Consider the following 16,014-nt stretch of genomic DNA (forward strand, 5'->3'; position numbering starts at 1 on the left):
CCCGACTCGTCGCCGGGCCGCCCCGAAGGGAACCATCGTGACCGACAAGCCCAGCGTCCTGTTCGTCTGCGTGCACAACGCCGGCCGCTCCCAGATGGCCGCCGGCTGGCTGCGCCACCTCGCCGGCGACACCGTCGAGGTCCGCTCCGCCGGCTCGGCCCCTGCCGACACCGTCAACCCCGCCGCCGTGCAGGCCATGGCCGAGGTCGGCATCGACCTCACCGACCAGACCCCCAAGCTCCTGGAGTACGCCACCGCCGAGTCCTCCGACGTCATCGTCACCATGGGCTGCGGCGACACCTGCCCGGTCTTCCCCGGCAAGCGCTACGAGGACTGGCAGCTCGACGACCCGGCCGGGCAGGGCGTCGAGGCGGTCCGCCCGATCCGCGACGAGATCCGGGCCCGGGTGGAGCAGCTCCTCGCCGACCTGCGACCGGCAGGCTGACCCCGGCCACGGTGGGTTAGAGTCCGACCGCATGGAAGGCACCACGCTGCGCACCGCCCGGCTGGCACTCCGCCCGGTCCGGGACGAGGACGTCGACCGGATCCTCGAATACCGCAACCTGCCGGAGGTCACCTACTGGCTGCTGCGTACCGAGGTGGAGCCGGTGGCCTTCCGGGCGGCGTGGCGACGCGCGGCGGCGGACCCCGACGACCACAGCGTGGCGGTCACCCTGGCCGGCCTGGTGATCGGCACGGTCTCGCTCGACGTGGTGGACGGGATGGGCCAGCCGGGCATGCCGGCACGCACGGAGGCGCAGCTCGGCTACATCTTCGACCCGGCCCACGGCGGCCGGGGCTACGCCACCGAGGCGGTCGCCGCGATGGTGGCCCACGCGTTCACCGGGCTGGGCGTCCGCCGGATCACCGCCGGCTGCTTCGCCGACAACCTCGCCTCGGTGCGGGTGCTGGAAAAGGTCGGGATGCGTCGGGAGCAGCACGGCGTCGGCGATTCCTGGCACGCCGAACGGGGCTGGGTGGACGGTTACACCTACGCCCTGCACGCCGACACCTGGCGCGCAACGCCCCGATAGACAGGGATCACGGCGACTGCGGGGGCCTGGCCTTCTGCGGGTAGATCGTCTCGTGGCGGGCCAGCATAGCGACGAACTCACCGATCTTCCGCTCGCGGGTCTGCGCCCGTTTCAGCGCGTTGAGTCGGTGAATGAGCGCGAACCGGTTGGCGCTGGTGAGCACGTCGAACATGGCCTGGGCGGCCGGGTCGGCCGCGATGGCCGCGAGCAGGTCGGCCGGCACCTGGGCCTCCGACGGCGGGGCGTAGGCGGCCGCCCACCGCCCGTCCGCCTTCGCGGCCTCCACCGCGGCGCGGCCCGAGGGCTGCATCCGCCCCTGCTCCTCCAGCCGGGCCACATGGGCGACGTTGCGTTGCGACCACGAACTACGCGCCCGGCGAGGAGTGAACCGGATCCAGGAACTCTGCTCGTCCCGCTTGCGGGCCTGGCCGTCGATCCAGCCGAAGCACAGGCCCTCGTCGACCGCCTGCTGCCAGGTCAGCGTGGTGACCGTGCCGCCCTTGCGGGTCAGGGCGAGCCAGACGCCCGGCGAGGTGGCGTGGTGGACCGACAACCAGGCACGCAGCGCGTCCGCGTCGGCGACGATCAACTCATCCAGTTCGGCGCTCACCATGAGGGCAGGCTAGCCGCCACGGGTGACAGACCCGCCCGGGTCGGGACCGACCCGGGCGTCCGTCGGCACCACCGGGACCGCCACGTCGACCGCCCGGCGGACCGGTTCGCCGGCCGGCGTGCTCAGGCCACGAGCAGGCGCAGGCCCAGCTCTGCGGTGTCGAGCCGGACGAGGTCGCGGTTGCGCTCCGCCCACCGCCCCGAAGCGAGGTCCTCCCGCAGCAACCGGACGGCCCGCCGTTCGGCCTGCGGCCCGACCCTGGTCCGGCCAGTGGTGGACGGTGCTGACCGCCATCGCGGCGTCGAAGGATCGGTCCTCGAACGGCAGCCGCTCGGCGGCGGCCACGCACTGCGCCGCACCCACGGGACGCTGCGCCCGCATCACCGCCGACGGTTCCACCGCCGTGACCGCACGGTCGGGTGGCTCGTAGCAACCGGTGCCGGCCCCGACGTTCAGCACCGTCCGGGCGTCTCCCAGGGCGGCCCAGAGGCGCGCGGCGATCCGGGGTTCGGTGCGCCGCGTCGCCGGGCAGGCGGTTTCGATGGTGTCGTACACCTGCGCGCCGGACCCGCGCAGTTGTTCCTCCGGTGTCGTCGGAATCCCCATCGCCCGCGCCTCCAGTCTGATGTGGAACGGGTACGGCCGCTCCGGCGACGGAGGGCCGTACCCGTTCGTTCACTCGTTAGTCGGGCTTGCGGAGGTCGTTGCGTCGGCCGGTCAGGCCACGGTGCAGGGGATGCCGTTGAGGGTGAAGGCGGTCGGTTCGGCGGTGTTGCCGGTGTGGTTGGCCTGGAAGCCGATCTCGACGGTGGCACCGGGGGCGAGCGTGCCGTTGTAACTGACGTTGCGGGCGCTCACCTGGCCGCTGGTGGGCGAGATGGTGGCGTTCCAGGCAGAAGTGACGGACTGGCCCGACGGCAGGGTGAAGGCCAACGTCCAGCCGTCGATCGTCGAGGTGCCGGTGTTGGTGATGGCGATGTTGGCGGTGAAGCCGGAGGCCCAGGTGCTCATCGTGTAGGTGACCCGGGGGCCGGTCCCACCACCGGGCGTGGACGTGGGAGTGGGCGTCGGGGTGGGGGTGGGGGTCGGAGTGGGCGTGGAGGTGATGGTGGGCGTGGGGGTCGGCGTGGTGCCGCCCACGCTGGTCACGAAGGTCATGATGCTGCGCGCGGGAAGGGTGACGGTGAGGGAGCCGTTCGACATGGTGAGCGCGCTCTGCGGCGCGACGGTCCGGCTCCCGTCGGTCAGCCAGTTCGAGACGCTACTGGACCCGGTGGTGCCCGACAGGGTGAACTGCTGGCTCACCGACGAGGTGTTCTTGTTGACCGCGACGATGACCACGGTGTTCCCACCCCGGTACGCCGAGACGTAGACGTTCGACGCCGGGTTCGCCGTCGCGTCGACCCGCACGTAGCCGGGGCGGACGAACCTGGCGAAGTGCGCCATCATGGCACCGCGCTTGCTGATCTGGCCGTCCTCGCGCATCGGGCCGTAGCTGCGCCGCAGGTACCACCAGACGTACGCCTGGAACTCGGCGTCCACCATGGCGCGGTGGATGTGCTCCCCCACGTCGAGCGCCTCGGGCCAGGCGTCGCCCGAGTTGGCGTTGCTGTTGGGGTAGTAGACCTCGGTCATCCAGAGTTCCTTGCCCGCCCCCTTCTGCTTGAACAGCGGGTACGGGAAGTTGGAGTACGAGGTGCCGTAGAGGTGGGCCCCGATGATGTCCACGTTGGCCAGCGCGGTGGCGTCGTTGAGGATCGGGTCCGACATCGACTTGACGTACTGGAAGGACTCCGGGGCCATGACCCGGGTGCTGATCACCCCGGAGTTCTCCTTGAGGAACTTGATGATCTCGGCGGAGGTCCACCACGTCCAGTCGTGCGCGTAGTCGGGCTCGTTCTGCACCGAGATGGCGTAGAGGTTGACCCCGTTGTTGCGCATGTACACGGTGAAGTCGTTCAGGTGCTGGGCGTAGGCACCGTAGGAGCTGGCCCGGAGCCGCTTCGCGTTGGTCTGGCTGCCCCGGGTGAAGGTCTCGATCATGCTGGCCGGGGGGTTCCACGGCGACGCGAAGACGGTCGCCCCGAGTTCGACTGCGCGCTTCGCCGTGGCCAGGTCACGGCCGAAGTCCGCCTGGCTCTCGCCGACGGGAATCCGCAGGATGGAGAAGCCCAGCCGGCCCTCGCCGGTGCCGAACGCCGTGTCCCGCTGGGCGGCGGTCAGGTCGCCGATCCAGGCGGCGTGCGCCATCGCGCCGAACCCCTTGATCGTCTGCCGCGATGCCGACGGGTTGATGCTCGCCGGTGCGGCCGAGGCCTCCGTGGCCCCCAGGGCCGCCGTGGCCGCTGCCACCGGCAGGGCCCCCAGCGTGGTCAGGACGACTCTGCGGCTCAACGGCTTTCGCTCGCCGCTCACCGGCCCCATCTGATCCTGCGTCATGTCTTCCGTCCTCCTGGTGGTGGTGGTGATACGCGCCTTCCCGGCCCCATCGACCCGGTCGGCACCGAATCTGCTGCGTCGCCACGGGGTGACCTCGACCTCACCGTCGGCATTTCGACAGCACATATCGATCGTGATAATTGTGAACGTTAACGGCCGGAGTTTAGTTTCCCCTTCCGGAGGGGTCAAGCATGCGCGGGCGGCACCAACGGGCCGCACCTTTCCGGGCGGCATCCCGATCGTGGCGCACCGCCACGGGGTGCGCGGCGACCGTGCGCAACCGTCCGGAACGGTGCGCCGCCCGGCGGTTGCTAGCGTGATCATCATGGCTGAGCTGGAAGATCTGGTCCTGACCCCCGACGAGCGAGCCCGGGGGGTCCGGGTCGACAGCGTGATGTTCGGGATGGACTGGACCGGCGAGGAGCACCCCGGCCAGTTGGCCGCGTTCGTGGCCGGTCGGATACGGGCCTTCGGGGCGGAGCCGACAGACGTCGACACCACCGTCGTCTACCAGGCTGCCGAGGCCGACCCGACGCTACGCCGCGGTGACTTCCCGATCCGCCAGCTCGATCATCTGGCCGGCGTGCTGGCACATCTCGGCTGCACGCTCGCGGTGTGGGACAACGGCACCGACACCTACGAGGTGCTGGTCGCGCTGACCGGCGGGGACGAGTTGACCGGGTTGACCCACCAGGGCCTCCCGGTGCGGGCCTGGGGGTCGGCACCGGAGGAGACCTTCGTCAGCCTGGACTGCCCGAACTGCGCGGAGATGCTGTTCTGGCAACTGTCGGCGACCCAGACCCTGGCCGACGAGCACTGCGACTGTGGCACCGCGTTGTTCGACGCCACCGGCCGCCCACTGCCCCACGTCACGCTCCACGACTGAGTTCCCGGCACCTTCGAACAACCAGTGGACAACTGGCATCGACGACCCGGAGCGGTTACCCAGGGTGTCGCCCGAACACCCGGCAGAACGGGTGGCCGGCAAAATCTGCGAAGACCGGTATCGGCCTCGATTTCGCCCCGACAGACGGCTGGCCCCCATGAAATGATCTGATGTTCCGCCGTGTCGCCATCATCGACGCGAATGTTCAGATGCAACCGTTGGGGATGGCGCGATTCGGGCCAGTCCGGCGCACGGTAGTGCGCGACGCGGGGGAACGCCAACTGGCGCTGGCCCGGCCCGGTCACCGATGACGACCCCGGCGTCGCTGTCCTCGTTGATGCGCATGCCAGGACCGCAGCGCAGAACGCGGCGAACGCCCTGGGATCGGGGCAGTCGAGCACCGTCTCTCCAAACGTCCGATCACGTGTCGACTCTGGCACCGCCTGCCGGCCGGGCCGCACAAAGCGCTAGGTCACTCTCCATGCCGGCGGCGTACCCTACTGGCGCATCCCGGCTTGAGGGCGGTGGTGGGTGAGGTCGCGCCGTGGGCTGTCCGCTAGCCGCAGCCGGCCGATGGCTTCGGTCAGGCTCGCTTGCGGCGCGCGATCTCGTCAGAGAGCTGCTGCACACGGGCGGGGTCCGCGTCCCGGGCAAGGGCGACGTAGTGGTCCATGACGGCCGGCCGGTAGCGCACGGGCAACGTCTGCCCGGGGGCGAGTCGGGTGAGCTCGGTGATCGTGAGGGCTTCGTCTGCGACACCGCGGAACGAGATGCCGTCGGCGGTCTCCACGTCGAACATCAGGACCACGCGAGGGTTGCTGTTCACCTCCCGCCAGTCGACGAGAACACCGAGCGCAAGCGCCCCCGTACGCAGTTCCGCATTGCGTTTCCGTGCCTCACTGCTCAGGAGCGGGTTCGGGGCGACGCCCGGGAAGCCGGGCCCGACGCCGAGCGATTCCCGACTCAGGTCGGGCCTGAGCTGCGCCATCAGATCGTCGAGCTTTTTCTTCCTACCGAACATCCTGGCCCCTCCCCCACACCGGTGCCGGAATCTCGGCCTGACGCTTCGCTCTCGCGGCGATCATACGTCGCCGGCCATTCCCTTCCGGGCCGAGCGTCCCGTCGGCTTCGGGAGCATCCCCTCGATCAACGACCCACTGGGCAGCACACCTAGTGAGGGCGGGTCACGGAGTCCTGGCCCGCCCTTCGTTGTACCGTTGCCAGCCTGAAACTGGCCCAGATGCGAGCAGCTACCGCGAGCGGCCCGCGATGTGGTGCCGTTGGGCTTTCCTGCTGGCGTAGCTCCCACAGGTCAGCGAGCGCTGCGGCGAAGGCGTCGACCGCGTCGGGCGCGGCCTGCTTCCACGCTGGAATCTGGTCGGCCCACCCTTCGGAGTCCGCCGGACTGTGTCCGGCTCGGACGAGTCGGACGATCATCAGGGCGGTGTCGATCCACGCCGCGCCCCGGCACGGCATGGACCAGTCGACGACGTGCACCCGGGTGCCGAGCAGGAAGTTGAACGGTGTGACGTCGGTATGCAGGAGGGTGTCCCCGTCGACCAACTCAGGGGCGATGCGGCCCTCCCAGCGCTTGGTCGCCGCCTGAACTCGGACCGGCGGGCACGGGGTCAGCCCTTGCGTGAGCGCGGTCAGGGTGTCGGCGATGACGGGCAGGTCGGCGGACCCGGGGGTCAGGTCAGCGTGCCGACCATGCACGTGATCGAAGCCGAGAGCCAACCAGCCGCTCTCCTCGACCTTCCACCGCAGCCTGGGCGCGATGTCGGGTAGCCACGGATTGACTCGGGCCTCGGCGCGGTGCATCCGGGCCAAGGGGTTGCTCGTCTGGATGGCCTTGCAGAAGATGTGCCCGCCGTCCGTTTCCAGGGTCGCGGCGAGGCTCGACACGGAACCGGTCGACGCCGACCGGGCTGCCCGGACCGGGCCGGTGTGGGACTCGATGGCAAGCCGAACCGTAGCTGGCAGGTCCTCCCAGTGGCGGTCGGGCATCCCACTCCCTCGCTGACTGCGGCGACCGTAGACGCATGCAGCCTACGGTCGCCGCAGCGGCGGGGGCGGTTCAGCTCAGCGTGTCGGGCTGTCGGTGCACCCGGCGTGGCACTGCGTGCAGTCCGCCTTGCCATGCCACAGCGGCCGGTCGATTTGGTAGCCGACGGCGGCGATGGCGTCAACGGCCCGGGCCAGTGGCACGGCCTCGCGGGCGGGGACGGTCGGCCACTCGCTGCCGTCCTCCGGCTCGTGGTGGATAAACCGGCCGGCGATCCGGTCGCAGAACTCGCTGTAGTCGCGGGTGTAGAGGAGGAAGGTGTGCCAGCCGATGTCGACCATGTCGGAGGGGCCGATCGGCGTGGTCGTGACGGCGGCAGCGGCGGCGGCGGCGAGGAACGCCAGCGCCTGGTCGAGGATGCGTGCCGGCATGCCGGCCGGCAACTCCGGGTGATCCTTGGCGATGCGGTCGGTGAGCCGCGCGAACAGCTCGGGAGACACCAGCGAGGTTCCTCGCCTTGCGGCGGTCGTCGGGTTGAGCGCGGGAAGGGAATGGACCACTGCTCCTCGCCCCTCGCTGCGAGCCAGGCGACGCTTTCGCGTCGCCAACTCATGATGACGTCGACATCGCTCTGCCGCGCCGGCGTGATGCTCATGCGGGTATTCCAACGGTCGGGACTTGGCGATGCTGTGCTGGCCGGTTCTGGTGTGACGCGCGGAGGCGCTGGCCCCGCCGAAGCGACCGCTCATGGCCGACGCGGCGGGGCTGGCGCGCGCACGCAAGGCGGGAGCCCTGCCTGTCAGGCTGACATCGTCCCAGGCTTCTCGTAGGCCGCAACCTCGGTCAGCTGTTCAGTTAGAGCGCGCGATCCTCCGGTAATGGGGGGCGCGGTGACGCACTCGCCCTACCGGGCGGGTCGCCCGTGGGCCAGTGGCAGCACCAACAGATCCATGGCAGGCCCCCATTCGAGACGCGACCCACCCACCCGCCGCCAACCGTTACGGGCATACACCTGACGCGCATCCGAGCGAGGATTCGATGCCAGAGTGGCGTACCCCTCCGCCCGACCAGCAAGCAGCCTACGCATCAGCCCCGCCCCGACCCCTCGGCCCCGCCAACGCGGATCAACGATCCACTCCATCACCGCGAACTTCGAGGCCGCACGCACCTCGGCGGGTGGGTCCGCATCAGCACGGGACCACCACACCCCGGCGGGCATCGTCCACCCGTACGCCGCCCCCACCAGCAGAGCACCATCCTGAGCCGCCACCAGCCTGAAGCCAGGACGTTGCGCCTCACCTGGCAGGCCGTCGGCAAACCGAGACACCTCCTCCGGGCCCTCCCCATACGGCGGCTCCGCATACACCACCCCATACAGCTCGACCAACGCCGGGAACAGGGACGCGGCAGCCACCCCAACGCGAAGCACAAACGTGACAGTCACCTCCGCACCCGCTCAATCAACTCCCCGAAAACCGGCCGAGGCGGGCCTCAACGCCGGCACGGCGCACACAACTACAACGCTCACCGCTGCGCCTGCTCCGCCAACGTCTACCCGCCAAGATTGCGGATCTCTTCGTACAGGTCATCCGCCGCGCTCGACCCTCGGTAGGGCTCGGCAAGGAGCATCGCAGCGAACCGGTCAAGGCGCTTCTTGATCCACGAGATTTGACGGTCCCGTGGTAGATCCAGGATCGGCCGAATAGCGGCATGAGCGGAGTCCAGATCCCCGAGTTGCAGGAAGGCGGTTGCTTGGTAGACGTGGGCCAGTGCCTCGTCGTCCAAGGATCTTCTTTCCGAGGGCTCCTTCTCCCACAGGGCAATCGCCCTCCCCGCCTCTCGGACAGCCCGCTCCGCGTCCGACCCACCAGCCAGCCAGATCAGGCTGCTCCCCGCGTAGTAGTGCTGCTTAGCAAGAGAGAAGCCGAAAAGGCCATCCACAGAATCCGTACTGGAGAGCTCTTCCCGCTCCGTCAGAGCCAGGTCAAGTGAGCGGTTCGCGCCTGCGGAATCACCAAGATTCGCATGGCACTGAGCCACCCCGCATAGCAACCGTATCCGGCCGGTGCCCCTTGCCCTGTAGCGCAGTCCGTCGTGCACGTAGTCCAAGGCGTGGGCGTAGTCCCCCCGAAAACGCGCGATCAGGCTCTGGGTGCCGCGTGTCCATACGCGCAGTTCGTTATCTCCGGCATGCTCAGCGCAGATCCAGGCGGCTTCTGCGTGGGTCATGGCCACGTTAGCGCTTCCCAGGTCAAGGGCAGCATAAGCCAGTACGCCTTGCAGCCGACCCAGGAGGAGATAGAGATCCTTGATTTCGTGCGGGGCGTAGTGGCGGTCGCGCAACCGTTGCAGCACCTCACTACGCAGCTCGACGGCATCTTGCAGCATCGGGCCGGGTGACGTTCCGAGGTAGGCCACCGCCAGTCCGTTCACGCCATCGCCGATCTCGGCCAGGTCATGATGCTCTTCGACGGCGGTGAGCAGCCGGAGGGAGTCCTTGACGGAGGCCGTCAGTAGCCGGCCCGTCCGCTCGGTCTCGTGCCGTTCCCTCGCTTCATCCTCCCAAGCCTCAATGAGGGTACCCCGCGCGCCAAGAGCCTGGTCGGCTCGCTGTGCGAACTGTCGGTCCGGGAACTTCTCGCCCTGCTCCACCTTGCCGATGTAGCCACGGTTGTAGGTGATGCGTCCAGCGAGATCGCGGAGCGACCAGGCATGCTCGGCCCGCATAAGCCGCAACTGGGCGCCGAACGACGGTCGCGCGGCGCTCGGTGAAGCCGCCACAGATCGCCCCTCCTGTCGCCTACTCGCTCAGTTGATTTTGGGCGACACCCAAGGTGTCGACGCCGTGACGCGCCATCGGAAGCCTAGGAGCATGAAGCCGAACCTTACTCCTGGGGGAGCGAGCCATTCTTGCCCGACTCGACATCTCGCCGGCGCATACCTCGGACCTGGCGCAACAAGCCCCTCCCGTGACGGTGCCTTACTGGGCGACGAACACGCGTGCGGGACGACTCCCACCCACGATACGAGCGCAGGGTCGTACCCCATCCCCCTACGCGGCGGTCCCTGAGCCCTCTGGTCGGGCGTTCGCGGCCGGCTGTCGAGAACAGTCAACTCTTTGATTCCACAAAGAAAGGTGATGGCGTTGACCCGCATCAAGTGGTTCGTTCCTCGGGACGGGCAGCCGTACCAGCCGTTCGGTATCGATCGGGAGGGCCCGGCCACGCTCTACGGTCACAAGGGCGGTTGGAGCCGAACCGACGAGGCCACGGCCCAGGACGTGGCGCGCGTCAACCGCCGATTCTGGGCCGGCCTCAGCATCCCGGCGCAGGCCCCGGCCCGGCCGAGGCGGCGTCGCTGGCGTTGGTGGCCACGCGCATGACCGGCAGCAGCCTTCCCCCGCCCCGGGTCGCCCCCGGCACCCTGCTGCAACTCGACGGCGACGACTGGTCCTTCGGCCGCGACCTGATGCCCGGCACTCACGTCGATGTCGTCCTGGTGCGGCTGCGCACCGACCTCGCGCATCTCAGTGACGAGTGGATGTGGGTCCTCGGCCACCGTCCGCAGTGCGAGTACCCGCACGTGGAGCAGCACCCGCCCTGCCTGGAACTGCGGGTCCGCATCACCGCGCTGCGTCGTTACGGCAGCGCACGATGACCGGCGCCCACGAGAGCGTCCACCCCGGCGCCCGGTACGACTCGGCCCGCAGGACGGTCCTGGGCCACCTCGGCCGCACCTGCTTCGAGTGCCGCGACGACGGGTGCGCGCAGCACCGCTGGGCCGTCGAGGAGCTGCGTCACCACCCGATCGGCCGTGGCCTCCTCGAACGTCACGGCCTCCTCGACCCATCCGACGATCCGACCCAGGAAGGCCAGCAGCGGTGAACCCCTCCCCCGCCGTCGGCGACGAGCACACCCGGCCCGTCCACCACGAACCCGCCCCCGCCCACCCGCCGGCCCGCGCGGTCGCCACCGCCCACCGTCCGCCGCCGCTGATCGCCAACGACTTCCACTTCCTCGCCCACGACGATCGGACCGGGCAGCCGCGCCTGTTCCGCACCGCGTTGTCCCTCGGGCTGGCCGCCGGGCTGCTCATGGAGCTGCACTACGCCGGGCGGATCAGCTTCTCCCGGGGCGCGGTCCACGTCTGGCGGGACGGCCCCACCCCGGCGGACTGGCTGCAACACAAGATCCTCGACCGGATGCTCACCGAACCGCAGGACACCCCCGTCCGGCAGTGGCTGTCGTACCTCGCCACCACCGCCGACGAACAGGTCACCCACCGGATGACGCAGGCCGGTCTGCTGCGCGAGCAGACGACCGGCCCGTGGTGGCGACGGCGCACCGGGGCCGTGCCGACGGACATGAACGCCGCCGCCTGGCCCTGGGCCCGGCTGTCCCAACAGCTCCGCAACCGCCGCGGCCTCCACGAGCACGACGTCCTGCTCGCCGGCCTGGTCGTGCACACCCAACTGGACCTGGCGCTGCTCGACGGTGCCTCCTGGGTCGCCCGCGACTACCTGAGCCTCCTGGTCGAGCAACTGTGGCCGCCCTGGCCCGGCCTGCTCGCCGAACTCGGTGCCGCCGTGGGCGCGGCGGTGCTGAGCCACCGCACCTGAACACGCTCGGGTCACCGACGCCGGTCACGTCCGGGCGGCACGGCGGGCAGGTGCGCGCCGGGCCGGCCCCATCGCCTGCCGCAGCAGCACGTCACCGATCAGAGAGAGCTTCGATGACCCGCGCAGCGCCACTCCATCATCGGCGTCCACCAGCAGGGCCCGCCGTTCGACGGTACGGGTGGGTGTCGGCACCGTTCTGCTGGTCGCAGCCGCCGCTGTGGGGGCCCTCGCCGTGCGGGTGGCCTACGTCGCCGGCCCGGCCGTGGCGGACCCGTCGGCCCCGCTGGGTCACCTGCTCCGGCAGTTGATCGGGTTGTTCATCGAGGCGTCAGTCCTGACCGGAGGTCCGACCTGACCCGCCAACCGTGACCCCGTTTCCCTCTCCCGTTCCGTCCTGTGTAGCCCCATGGAGCGCCACGCATGCCTGTTCCCGTTCTCCGTCCACCCGCACCGGGCACCGGTGTGGTGGCGCGGTCTTCCGCCATGGACTACCACCGGATGGCCCGGCCGTGGGTCACCGCGTGGTGGCGTCCACCACTGGCCGTCGCGGTGGCGCTGGCCCTGGTCGTGACCACCATGGGGGTCACTGCCGTCGTGGGCCGGTCGTTGCCGTCGCTTCCGGTGTTGGGTGGGAACACCGCGTTGGCGTGGTCGTTCGCCGGGATCGCCGCCGCGCTGCCGCTGGTCCTGCTGACGGTCCGCTGGGTCGAACGCCGGCCCGCCGGCACGGTCAGCAGCGTCGCTGGTCGCCTCCGCTGGCGGTGGCTGGCCGTCTGCCTGGCCGCCGCCGCGCCCATCGCCGCGCTGTCCCTCCTCGTCGGGGTCGTCGGGGTCACGACCTCGGCCTCCGCACCACCGTCGGATGCGGGGCCGCCGTGGGTGGGCATCGGCCCCTACCTGGGCACCCTCGCCGTCGTCGGGGCGCTCATGGTCGGGCAGGTCGGCACCGAGGAGTACCTCAGCCGGGGCGTCCTCATGCAGAGCGTCGGCTGGTTCTGCCGCTCACCGTGGCCCGGCATCACCGTCCAGGCCGCCCTGTTCGCCGCGCTCCACGGTGCCGGCACCACGGCAGGATTGGCGGCGACCTTCACGATCGGCGTCGCGCTCGGCTGGCTCACCGTCCGCACCGGCGGGCTCGAAGCCGGCATCGCCTTCCACCTCGCCTACAACGGCACCATCCTGCCCGTCGCCGCCGCCGTCAGCGGCAACGACCCGGCCGCGAACCTGGCCGGTGCGCCCTGGCAGCTCGCCGCCGCCCAGGCCATCGGCGTCCTCGCCTACGCCTCCGTGACCCGCGTCCTGGCCGCCGTCGCACCCGCCGCCCTGTTCCCGCCCCACCCCACCGCCTAGCCCGTCCCGCCCCACCCTCCCGCGCGGAAGAGAGAGCCCATGTCCCCCATCCCACCCGACACCATCTCCGCGACCCTGGCACGCGGCCGACTCGGCATCCCCGCCGTCGTGTTCTTCGTGATCGCCGCCGCCGCGCCGCTGACCGTCGTCGCCGGAGGCGCGACCACCGGGTACGCCGTCACCGGCGTCACCGGCATCCCGGTGGCGTACCTCGTGGTCGCCGCCGTGCTCGCGCTGTTTACGGTCGGCTACGTGGCGATGTCCCGACACATCGTCAACGCCGGAGCGTTCTACACCTACGTCACCCGGGGACTCGGCCGCCCGGCCGGCGTCGCCGCCGCAGCCGTCGCGCTGCTGGCGTACAACGCCATGCAGATCGGCCTGTACGGCGGCTTCGGTGCGGTCCTCGCCCAGTTCCTCCACGACCGGTACGGGTGGGCCGTCGCTTGGTGGCTGTGCGCCCTGGCCGCCTGGGCGGCGGTAGCGGTCCTCGGGGTGCTGCGCATCGACCTCAACGGTGCGGTGCTGGCCGTCATGCTGATCGCCGAGTGCGCGGTGGTGGTCGTCTTCGACGCCGTCATGGTCACCCACCCCGCCGCCGGGACCGTCAGCGTCGACACCCTCGCCCCGACGCACGTCCTCGCCGCCGGGATCGGCGCGGCGCTGGTCACCGCGATCACCGGGTTCGTCGGCTTCGAGGGGACGGTGGTGTTCTCCGAGGAGACGAAGGACCCGCGCCGCACCGTCGCCCGCGCCACCTACCTCGCCGTGACGGTCACCGGCCTGCTCTACGGCCTGTCCGCCTGGGCGATGTCCGTCGCCACCGGCCCGGACCGGATCGTCGACGCCGCCCGCGCCGACGGCACGGACCTCATCTTCCACCTGGTCTCCCCGCACCTCGGCGCGAGCGTCGTGACCATCGGCCGGGTCCTCTTCATCACCAGCCTGTTCGCCGCCCTGCTCAGCTTCCACCACACCGTGGCCCGCTACCTGTTCGCCCTCGGCCGGGAACGGGTCGTCCCCGCAGCCTTCGGCCGCACCAGCCGGCGCACGGGTGCGCCGAAGGTCGGCTCGATGACCCAGAGCGGCCTCGCGCTCGCCGTCGGAGTCGGCTACGCGGCAGCCGACGCCGACCCGATCGTGCACCTGTTCTTCTGGGTCACCGTCACCGGCGGACTCGGCGTCCTGATCCTGATGACCGTCACCTCCGCCGCCGTCGTCGGCTACTTCACCCGCACCACCCACCACGAAGGCCACTGGCGGGCCACGATCGCCCCGCTGACCGCCACGCTGGCGCTGGGCGCGATCCTCGCCGTCACCATCCGCGAGTTCGACACCCTGCTCGGCGTCGACCCGCACTCCCCGCTGCGCTGGCTCTTCCCCGCCACCTACGCCGCCGCCGCGCTCCTCGGCGCGGTCTGGGCGCTGACCCTACGCACCACCAACCCGCCCGTCTACGCCGCCATCGGCTTGGGCGCGGACAGCCACACCCTGCCCACACGCACCCCCGACGCCGCCCACCAACCGGCCTGACACCCACCGGAGCGACCATGACCAACACCAGCACCGTCACCGTACGACGAGCGACACCTGAGAACGCCGGGCCGCTGATCGCTGTCCTCGCCGAGGCATTCCACGACGGACCCGTCGCCGACTGGCTGATCCCCGACCCCGCCGACCGCCGCCTGGTCTACTACCGCTACTTCAGCGAGATGTTCCACCACGGCCTGGCGCACGGCCACGTCGACACCACCGCCGACCTGTCCGCCGTGGCCATCTGGTACCCCCGGCTCGACCCACCCCAGGTCCACACCCGGGAACGCCAGGAAGCCCTGGAACGCGCCACCGGCCGCTACGCGCCGAAGTTCACCCTGATGGAGACGATGTTCGACGCCTTCCACCCCGACGAGCCACACCACTACCTCGCGTACATCGCCGTCGACCCGGAACAGCAGAACCGGGGCATCGGCGCGGCCCTGCTCCACCACCACCACCGGCATCTCGACAAACTGGGCCTGCCGGCATACCTGGAGGCCAGCAACACCCGCAACCGGCAGCTCTACCGCCGGCTCGGCTACACCGCCGGCCCACCACTGATCCTGCCCACCGACGGCCTACCGATCTGGCGCATGTGGCGCGGCCGACAGACCCCCACCGGCCGGTCACCGTTCCCACCCGCCCCGCAGCCCCGCCGGTCGACCCGGTGAACCCGATGGCCGAGATCCGGCACGCGCAACCCGGCGACGTACCCACGATCACCGCCCTACTCGTCGAGGCCATCACCGACGACCCCGTCGCCGAATGGCTGGTGCCCGACCCCGCCGAGCGGCAGACCGTCTTCCACGGCCTGCTGGCCATGGAGATCGACCACGCCATCGAGTGGGGCCACGTCGACGTCCCCCTCGACCTGACCGCAGTCGCGGTATGGCACCGCCACCCCCTCCCCGACACCGCCGTGCTCACCGACCACCACCTGGACGTCTTCGCCGGCCGCGCGCTGCCCCGCTTCCGGCAGCTCCACACACTCGTCCGCAGCTACCGATCCGACGCACCGCACCACTGGCTGTCCCGGCTCCACGTCACCCCCACCCGACGGAGACAGGGCATCGGCGGACACCTGCTCGACCAGCACCACCACCGTGCCGACCAGCTCGGCGACCCCTACGACACGGTCGTGACGACGGAGGCGACCCGGGACTTCCTGCGCGGCCACGGCTACCGGGCCGGCCTGCCGCTGCACCTGCCCAGCGGGCCCCGGCTCTGGCCCCTGCACCGCACCGGCCACAGCCACCCGGCCACCGACAAAACGACCGCAGCAGGGCCATCCACCTGACCGCCCGGCCCCGGGGCCGTCGCCGCGCGGCGACGGCCCCGGCACGTTCGCCCGGCGTCCGGGCCTCGCCTACAGGGTCACCGCCGACAGGTCCTCCGTCACCCTCGTCATCGACGCGCGCACCGGTGACCTGCTCGCCGCCCACGAGCTGGTGACCGGGCGACGATCCGGTCTCTTCTCGTACCTCCTGGTGGCACACCGCCGACATCGCCCCGTTCGGCGACCCGGGCACCACC

Annotated in this window: 19 protein-coding genes and 2 pseudogenes; 11 read left to right on the top strand and 10 right to left on the bottom strand. The window is 70.7% G+C overall.

The window, feature by feature from the left end; all coding sequences use genetic code 11:
* Positions 1 to 37 precede the first annotated feature (37 nt).
* Both OHQ87_RS11955 and OHQ87_RS11960 read left to right on the top strand, forming a co-directional pair.
* Positions 38 to 445, top strand: a complete 408-nt coding sequence (locus OHQ87_RS11955) for an arsenate reductase ArsC (protein WP_328347834.1) — start codon at positions 38 to 40, stop codon at positions 443 to 445.
* 31 nt (positions 446 to 476) lie between these two features.
* Positions 477 to 1,034 (top strand): GNAT family N-acetyltransferase, encoded by a 558-nt coding sequence (locus OHQ87_RS11960; RefSeq protein ID WP_328347836.1) that lies wholly within the window; start codon positions 477 to 479, stop codon positions 1,032 to 1,034.
* Positions 1,035 to 1,041: 7 nt separating this feature from the next.
* Here OHQ87_RS11960 and OHQ87_RS11965 read toward each other — a convergent pair whose 3' ends face one another.
* The 3 genes and pseudogenes from OHQ87_RS11965 to OHQ87_RS11975 form a co-directional block, all read right to left on the bottom strand.
* Positions 1,042 to 1,647: a YdeI/OmpD-associated family protein gene (locus OHQ87_RS11965; RefSeq protein ID WP_328347838.1), complete on the bottom strand. Its 606-nt coding sequence runs from the start codon at positions 1,645 to 1,647 to the stop codon at positions 1,042 to 1,044.
* 122 nt (positions 1,648 to 1,769) lie between these two features.
* Positions 1,770 to 2,268, bottom strand: a pseudogene (locus OHQ87_RS11970) (methyltransferase domain-containing protein); the annotation flags it as partial.
* A gap of 96 nt (positions 2,269 to 2,364) precedes the next feature.
* Positions 2,365 to 4,086 carry a cellulose binding domain-containing protein gene (locus OHQ87_RS11975; RefSeq protein WP_328347840.1) on the bottom strand — a complete coding sequence of 574 codons (1,722 nt, stop codon included), beginning with the start codon at positions 4,084 to 4,086 and terminating at the stop codon, positions 2,365 to 2,367.
* A 325-nt stretch (positions 4,087 to 4,411) separates the two neighbouring features.
* On the opposite strand from OHQ87_RS11975, the gene OHQ87_RS11980 reads away from it, so the two are divergent.
* A complete protein-coding gene (locus OHQ87_RS11980) occupies positions 4,412 to 4,972 on the top strand; it encodes a hypothetical protein (RefSeq protein ID WP_328347842.1) in 561 nt (186 codons plus the stop codon).
* A gap of 143 nt (positions 4,973 to 5,115) precedes the next feature.
* Here the strand turns inward: OHQ87_RS11980 and OHQ87_RS31350 are convergent.
* The 6 genes and pseudogenes from OHQ87_RS31350 to OHQ87_RS12005 all read right to left on the bottom strand — a co-directional run.
* Positions 5,116 to 5,433, bottom strand: a pseudogene (locus OHQ87_RS31350) (VOC family protein); the annotation flags it as partial.
* Between the two features lie 122 nt (positions 5,434 to 5,555).
* Complete coding sequence (locus tag OHQ87_RS11985; RefSeq protein ID WP_328347844.1) at positions 5,556 to 5,993, bottom strand: hypothetical protein; 438 nt, start codon at positions 5,991 to 5,993, stop codon at positions 5,556 to 5,558.
* 149 nt (positions 5,994 to 6,142) lie between these two features.
* Positions 6,143 to 6,979 (bottom strand): hypothetical protein, encoded by an 837-nt coding sequence (locus OHQ87_RS11990; protein WP_328347846.1) that lies wholly within the window; start codon positions 6,977 to 6,979, stop codon positions 6,143 to 6,145.
* Positions 6,980 to 7,054: 75 nt separating this feature from the next.
* Complete coding sequence (locus tag OHQ87_RS11995; RefSeq protein ID WP_328347848.1) at positions 7,055 to 7,477, bottom strand: glycine-rich domain-containing protein; 423 nt, start codon at positions 7,475 to 7,477, stop codon at positions 7,055 to 7,057.
* Between the two features lie 404 nt (positions 7,478 to 7,881).
* Complete coding sequence (locus tag OHQ87_RS12000) at positions 7,882 to 8,421, bottom strand: GNAT family N-acetyltransferase (protein WP_328347850.1); 540 nt, start codon at positions 8,419 to 8,421, stop codon at positions 7,882 to 7,884.
* Between the two features lie 107 nt (positions 8,422 to 8,528).
* Positions 8,529 to 9,758: a helix-turn-helix domain-containing protein gene (locus tag OHQ87_RS12005; protein ID WP_328347852.1), complete on the bottom strand. Its 1,230-nt coding sequence runs from the start codon at positions 9,756 to 9,758 to the stop codon at positions 8,529 to 8,531.
* Between the two features lie 597 nt (positions 9,759 to 10,355).
* Between OHQ87_RS12005 and OHQ87_RS12010 the strand changes: the two genes are divergently transcribed.
* The 3 genes from OHQ87_RS12010 to OHQ87_RS12020 are packed head-to-tail and all read left to right on the top strand — an operon-like array spanning position 10,356 to position 11,595.
* Positions 10,356 to 10,634 (top strand): hypothetical protein, encoded by a 279-nt coding sequence (locus OHQ87_RS12010; RefSeq protein ID WP_328347854.1) that lies wholly within the window; start codon positions 10,356 to 10,358, stop codon positions 10,632 to 10,634.
* Positions 10,631 to 10,861 (top strand): hypothetical protein, encoded by a 231-nt coding sequence (locus OHQ87_RS12015; RefSeq protein WP_328347856.1) that lies wholly within the window; start codon positions 10,631 to 10,633, stop codon positions 10,859 to 10,861. Before OHQ87_RS12010 ends, OHQ87_RS12015 begins: the two co-directional genes overlap by 4 nt.
* Positions 10,858 to 11,595 (top strand): GOLPH3/VPS74 family protein, encoded by a 738-nt coding sequence (locus OHQ87_RS12020; RefSeq protein ID WP_328347858.1) that lies wholly within the window; start codon positions 10,858 to 10,860, stop codon positions 11,593 to 11,595. The genes OHQ87_RS12015 and OHQ87_RS12020 overlap by 4 nt, the downstream gene beginning before the upstream one ends.
* 24 nt (positions 11,596 to 11,619) lie before the next feature.
* Here OHQ87_RS12020 and OHQ87_RS12025 read toward each other — a convergent pair whose 3' ends face one another.
* Entirely contained in the window at positions 11,620 to 11,787 is a 168-nt protein-coding gene (locus OHQ87_RS12025) for a hypothetical protein (RefSeq protein ID WP_328347860.1), read from the bottom strand.
* On the opposite strand from OHQ87_RS12025, the gene OHQ87_RS12030 reads away from it, so the two are divergent.
* From OHQ87_RS12030 to OHQ87_RS12050, 5 genes are all read left to right on the top strand, one after another.
* Positions 11,774 to 11,950: a hypothetical protein gene (locus OHQ87_RS12030; RefSeq protein WP_328347861.1), complete on the top strand. Its 177-nt coding sequence runs from the start codon at positions 11,774 to 11,776 to the stop codon at positions 11,948 to 11,950. The genes OHQ87_RS12025 and OHQ87_RS12030 overlap by 14 nt on opposite strands.
* Positions 11,951 to 12,015: 65 nt before the next feature.
* The gene (locus tag OHQ87_RS12035; RefSeq protein WP_328347863.1) at positions 12,016 to 12,945 is read left to right on the top strand and encodes a CPBP family intramembrane glutamic endopeptidase; all 930 of its coding nucleotides are present in this window, start codon (positions 12,016 to 12,018) and stop codon (positions 12,943 to 12,945) included.
* A gap of 39 nt (positions 12,946 to 12,984) precedes the next feature.
* A complete protein-coding gene (locus OHQ87_RS12040) occupies positions 12,985 to 14,478 on the top strand; it encodes an APC family permease (RefSeq protein ID WP_328347865.1) in 1,494 nt (497 codons plus the stop codon).
* A 17-nt stretch (positions 14,479 to 14,495) separates the two neighbouring features.
* Positions 14,496 to 15,152 carry a GNAT family N-acetyltransferase gene (locus OHQ87_RS12045; RefSeq protein WP_328347866.1) on the top strand — a complete coding sequence of 219 codons (657 nt, stop codon included), beginning with the start codon at positions 14,496 to 14,498 and terminating at the stop codon, positions 15,150 to 15,152.
* A gap of 5 nt (positions 15,153 to 15,157) precedes the next feature.
* On the top strand, positions 15,158 to 15,778 hold the full coding sequence (locus OHQ87_RS12050; RefSeq protein ID WP_328347868.1) for a GNAT family N-acetyltransferase: 621 nt from the start codon (positions 15,158 to 15,160) through the stop codon (positions 15,776 to 15,778).
* Positions 15,779 to 16,014 lie beyond the last annotated feature (236 nt).

The organism is Micromonospora sp. NBC_00421 (genome assembly GCF_036017915.1).
Classification (GTDB): Bacteria; Actinomycetota; Actinomycetes; order Mycobacteriales; family Micromonosporaceae; genus Micromonospora.

What these genes read in the sequence shown, in the direction of transcription:
- OHQ87_RS12050 (WP_328347868.1), top strand. Translation starts at nt 15,158, where the DNA reads ATGGCCGAGATCCGGCACGCGCAACCCGGCGACGTACCCACGATCACC.
- OHQ87_RS11975 (WP_328347840.1), bottom strand. Translation starts at nt 4,086, where the DNA reads ATGACGCAGGATCAGATGGGGCCGGTGAGCGGCGAGCGAAAGCCGTTG.
- OHQ87_RS12010 (WP_328347854.1), top strand. Translation starts at nt 10,356, where the DNA reads ATGACCGGCAGCAGCCTTCCCCCGCCCCGGGTCGCCCCCGGCACCCTG.
- OHQ87_RS12035 (WP_328347863.1), top strand. Translation starts at nt 12,016, where the DNA reads ATGCCTGTTCCCGTTCTCCGTCCACCCGCACCGGGCACCGGTGTGGTG.
- OHQ87_RS11990 (WP_328347846.1), bottom strand. Translation starts at nt 6,979, where the DNA reads ATGCCCGACCGCCACTGGGAGGACCTGCCAGCTACGGTTCGGCTTGCC.
- OHQ87_RS12045 (WP_328347866.1), top strand. Translation starts at nt 14,496, where the DNA reads ATGACCAACACCAGCACCGTCACCGTACGACGAGCGACACCTGAGAAC.
- OHQ87_RS11980 (WP_328347842.1), top strand. Translation starts at nt 4,412, where the DNA reads ATGGCTGAGCTGGAAGATCTGGTCCTGACCCCCGACGAGCGAGCCCGG.
- OHQ87_RS11985 (WP_328347844.1), bottom strand. Translation starts at nt 5,993, where the DNA reads ATGTTCGGTAGGAAGAAAAAGCTCGACGATCTGATGGCGCAGCTCAGG.
- OHQ87_RS12015 (WP_328347856.1), top strand. Translation starts at nt 10,631, where the DNA reads ATGACCGGCGCCCACGAGAGCGTCCACCCCGGCGCCCGGTACGACTCG.
- OHQ87_RS11960 (WP_328347836.1), top strand. Translation starts at nt 477, where the DNA reads ATGGAAGGCACCACGCTGCGCACCGCCCGGCTGGCACTCCGCCCGGTC.
- OHQ87_RS12040 (WP_328347865.1), top strand. Translation starts at nt 12,985, where the DNA reads ATGTCCCCCATCCCACCCGACACCATCTCCGCGACCCTGGCACGCGGC.
- OHQ87_RS11965 (WP_328347838.1), bottom strand. Translation starts at nt 1,647, where the DNA reads ATGGTGAGCGCCGAACTGGATGAGTTGATCGTCGCCGACGCGGACGCG.